Annotated in this window: 4 protein-coding genes; 3 read left to right on the top strand and 1 reads right to left on the bottom strand. The window is 75.1% G+C overall.

The genetic code is table 11. The annotated features are described in order from the left end of the window. Positions 1–162 precede the first annotated feature (162 nt). Positions 163–372, top strand: a complete 210-nt coding sequence (locus CCN33_RS31455) for a hypothetical protein (protein ID WP_140394453.1) — start codon at positions 163–165, stop codon at positions 370–372. A 147-nt stretch (positions 373–519) separates the two neighbouring features. Here CCN33_RS31455 and CCN33_RS02955 read toward each other — a convergent pair whose 3' ends face one another. Beyond that, positions 520–1,629, bottom strand: a complete 1,110-nt coding sequence (locus tag CCN33_RS02955) for a DUF2786 domain-containing protein (RefSeq protein WP_208621642.1) — start codon at positions 1,627–1,629, stop codon at positions 520–522. Positions 1,630–1,764: 135 nt separating this feature from the next. On the opposite strand from CCN33_RS02955, the gene CCN33_RS02960 reads away from it, so the two are divergent. Continuing rightward, entirely contained in the window at positions 1,765–2,544 is a 780-nt protein-coding gene (locus CCN33_RS02960) for a Clp protease N-terminal domain-containing protein (protein ID WP_086690763.1), read from the top strand. A 60-nt stretch (positions 2,545–2,604) separates the two neighbouring features. Beyond that, on the top strand, positions 2,605–4,204 hold a 1,600-nt coding region (locus CCN33_RS02965), incomplete at its 3' end, for a bifunctional 3'-5' exonuclease/DNA polymerase (protein WP_086690765.1).

Here is a 4,204-nt window from a genome sequence, read left to right on the forward strand (position 1 = left end):
CGGGGCCGGGGTCCGACAACCCGCGGTGGGTGCGACCGCAGGAGGGCTTCGCTCCCGGCGGCTCGGGCCTGACCGGCCGCCTCGGCTCGGCGGTCCTACAGCCTGCGGCCGGCCCGGTCGCGGCCGGGCTCGGCGGGGCCGGGGTCCGACAACCCGCGGTGGGTGCGACCGCAGGAGGGCTTCGCTCCCGGCGGCTCGGGCCTGACCGTCCTCGGCTCGGCGGTCCTACAGCCTGCGGCCGGCGCGGTCGCGGCCGGGCGGCCCGCCACGGTCGGCTCCGGCGCGGACGCGCTCCGCGCGCGGCAGCGGGCCGTCGCCCGGAGGGCGGTCAACGGCTCGGGCGGGACCCGTCCCGGTTCGGCGCCAGTCTGACAGCTCGTGGCCGGTGCGGTCCCGGGCAGCGTGCGTCACCAGGCCGACTCCCGCGCGGGTGTGCGCCGCTCCGGGGTGGGCGGCGGGCATGCCGGAGGCGGCCGCCAGCGCGGGCGCCGCCGTCCCGCATGCGGCGGCGCCGGGGTCTCACGGCAGCCTCGGCCGGGACCTCACCTGGGCCTTGTCTGCCGCCTTCGCCCCCTCCGTCCAGCCGGCCTCGTCGTTGATGCCGCGCAGGCGGGTGGTGGTCGTGCGGGGGAACATGGTTTCCAGGCGGTCGGTGACGGCTGTTTCGCGGGTGACCAGCACCGGGAGCAGGTCCTCGCTGACCTGGCTCTCGGCGGCGGCCGTGAGGCGGTCGCCGACGCGGTGGGCGTAGGCGGCGAGGAACGACTGACGGAAGGTCTTGGTCCGCTTGCGGCCCCCGGCCCGCTGCGCAGCCTCGGCCTTCGCCATCGCGTGCGTGGCCTGCACCAGCAGCGAGGTGTACAGCAGCTCGACCGCCTCCAGGTCGGCCTCGAAGCCGACCACCGTGGAGAAGGCGTACGGCTCGTTCCACACCGCGCGGCAGTGGTTGGCCCGGGCGACCGCGTCCAGCAGTACGGCCTTGGCCTGCTCGTACGGCGGCTCGACGCCTATCCGGCACGCGCCGGGCGCGTCCGGCGCCGGGGCGGAGGCGGCGAGCAGCGCCTCGTCGACGCTGTGCCGGGCCATCAGCTCCTGCGCCTTGGCGGTGAGCGCCTCGGCCTCCTCCGGGTATCCGGTGCCCTCGGCCTTGGCGAGCAGGGCGCGGATACGGCCGAGCATCCGGGACGTGCCGGGTCCGGCGGGCCGGCGGGGTTCCTCCAGCGGCTCCAGCGTGGGCAGCCGCAGCAACAGCCGGTACAGCTCGAGGACGGTGGTGGCGTGCGAGAAGCGGTCGGCGGGGCGGGCCTCGGGCTGCTCGGCGAGGGCGTCGAGCTGGGCGGTCCAGCGGGGTCCGCGCGGCCGGTCCTTCGCGGCCTGGGCCCGGATCAGCGCGGCGGCGAGGTCGAGGTGGACGTCCTCCCGCTCTCGCCGCACCAGCCGCACCACGTCGGCGGGCTGCCACCCCCGCTGCCAGGCGGCCGCCACGAACTCCTCGCCGCGCCGGGTGAGTTCGGCGTCGGCACCGGTGTCGGCGGCGAGCAGGGACGCGCCGGTGTCGAGTCCCGAGTCGGTGTCGTCGTAGAGAGCGGCCGCGAAGGCGCGTTCGACGGTGCTGGCAGTGCTGGTCACGTGGTCGATCGTGCCACGGCGGGCCGACAGCCCGCCGACACCGTCCACAGCCTGTGGAAAACCTTTCGGATTCCTGCGCCAGGCGACTGTCAACCATCGGTTGACAGTCCCGCACTGTCAACCTACGGTTGTCACATGGCGACCAACCCGAAAGTCACGGCATCCGTACGCCTCGACGACCTCATCGAAGCCATCAAGACCGCCCACGCGGAACCCCTCGAACAGCTCCAGGACGCGGTGATCGCCGCGGACCACCTCGGCGACGTGGCGGACCATCTGATCGGGCACTTCGTGGACCAGGCCCGCCGCTCCGGCGCGTCCTGGACCGACATCGGCAAGAGCATGGGCGTGACCCGGCAGGCGGCGCAGAAGCGGTTCGTCTCCAAGGAGTCGGCCGACCTCGACCCCAACCAGGGCTTCAGCCGCTACACCCCCCGCGCCCGCAACGTCGTCATGGCGGCGCACAACGCCGCGGTGACCGCCCGCAACGCCGAAGGCCGCCCCGAGCACCTCGTCCTCGGCCTGCTGGCCGAACCGGAGGGCCTCGCGGTGAAGGCCATGGAGGCACAGGGTGTGGAGGCCGAAGCCGTACGCCGGGCAGCGACCGCCGCGCTCCCCCCGGCCACCGGCACCACCCCCGACCTGGTCCCCTACGGCCCCGAGGCCAAGAAGGCCCTGGAGCTCACCTTCCGCGAGGCGCTCCGGCTCGGCCACAACTACATCGGCACCGAGCACATCCTGCTGGCCCTGCTGGAGCAGGAGAACGGCACCGGGGTCCTGGCCGGCCTCGGCATCACCAAGGAGGGCACCGAGGAGTACGTGAACCGGGTGCTGGCCCTGCTCCTGGAGCAGAAGCAGGCGGCCGCCTCGGCCCAGCAGGCCGCCACCCACCCGGACGACGCGCAGGAAAGCTGACCCGCGCGGCGAAAGCGCAGCTCAGGACCATTGTCAGACCTTCCTGCCACACTCGGACGCATGACCGACCGGTGGGCGCTCGCACCGGCCGAGGACGGTGGCGTGGACGTCGCCCCCCTCGGCCGGAACGGGCTGCCCGCGGGGCCGGTCCGGCGCGAGAGCGATCTCGCCCAGGCGGTGCGGAGCCGCCCGGAGACCGGACGCTGGGTGTGGAGGTCGACCGCCGAGGTCTACCCGCGCCTGCTCGCCACGGGGGTGCGAGTAGAGCGGTGCTACGACGTCGAGGACGCCGAGACCCTGCTCCTGGGCCACGAGGGACGGCACGGCGAACCACGCTCGGCCGCCGCCGCCCTGGCCCGCCTCCGGGGCGGCCCCGTACCGCCCGACCCACCGCAGCGCGCGGCCGAACCGGGCGCGCAGTCCTCACTGTTCGAACCGACCGGCACCCGGATGCCGCTGACCGACCTCCTGGAGGTCTACGCCGAGCAGCAGCGAAGACACGAGCGGACCGCCCACCCCGACCGGATGCGCCTGCTGACCAGCGCGGAGTCGGCGGGGATGCTGGTGGCCGCCGAGATGAACCACGCGGGCCTGCCCTGGCGCGCGGACGTGCACCGCGCCCTGCTCACCGACCTGCTGGGCGAGCGGTACGCGGGCGGCGGCGAACCGCGCCGGCTGGCCGAGCTGGCCGACGAGGTGTCCGCCGCCTTCGGCCACCGGGTCCGCCCCGACCTCCCGGCCGATGTGATCAGGGCCTTCGCGCGAGCCGGGATCAAGGTCGGCTCCACCCGCCGCTGGGAGCTGCGTTCCGTGGACCACCCGGCGGTGGCCCCCCTGCTGGAGTACAAGCGGCTGTACCGCATCTGGGTGGCGCACGGCTGGTCCTGGCTGCGGGACTGGGTGCGCGAGGGGCGGTTCCGGCCGGAGTTCCACGCGGGCGGCACGGTCACCGGGCGCTGGATCACCAACGGCGGGGGCGCGCTGCAGATCCCCAAGGTGATCCGCCGCGCGGTGGTGGCCGACCCCGGCTGGCGGCTGGTGGTGGCCGACGCGGCCCAGATGGAGCCGAGAGTGCTGGCGGCGATCTCCCGCGATCCCGGCCTGATGGAGGTGGCGTCCCGCGAGGGCGACCTCTACCAGGCGGTGTCCGACCGCACCTTCTCCGGCGACCGCGACCAGGCCAAGCTGGCCGTCCTCGGCGCGGTCTACGGCCAGACCGCGGGCGACGGCCTGAAGAACCTGGCCGCGCTGCGCCGCCGCTACCCGAAGGCGGTGGCCTACGTGGACGAGGCGGCCCGCGCGGGCGAGGAGGGGCGCCTGGTCCGCACCTGGCTGGGCCGCACCTGCCCGCCCGCGACGGGGACGGGCGCGGACGCGGCGGAGGAGGCGGGCATTCCGGTGGGCGAGGAGCGCGGGGAAACGTCCGCCGACCGGGGCCGGGGCCGGTTCGCCCGTAACTTCGTCGTCCAGGGCAGCGCCGCAGACTGGGCGCTGCTGCTCCTCGCCGCTCTGCGGCGCGCGTGCGTGGACCTCGCCGCCGAGCTGGTCTTCTTCCAGCACGACGAGGTGATCGTGCACTGCCCCGCCGAGGAGGCCGAGCAGGTCGCCGAGGCCATCCGGGAAGCCTCCGCCCTGGCGGCCCGCCTCACCTTCGGCGACA

The sequence above is a fragment of the Streptomyces recifensis genome (assembly GCF_002154615.1).
Taxonomy (GTDB): Bacteria; Actinomycetota; Actinomycetes; order Streptomycetales; family Streptomycetaceae; genus Streptomyces; species Streptomyces griseoluteus.

Coding starts and splice junctions, on each gene's coding strand:
- CCN33_RS02960 (WP_086690763.1), top strand. CDS start 1,765: ATGGCGACCAACCCGAAAGTCACGGCATCCGTACGCCTCGACGACCTC.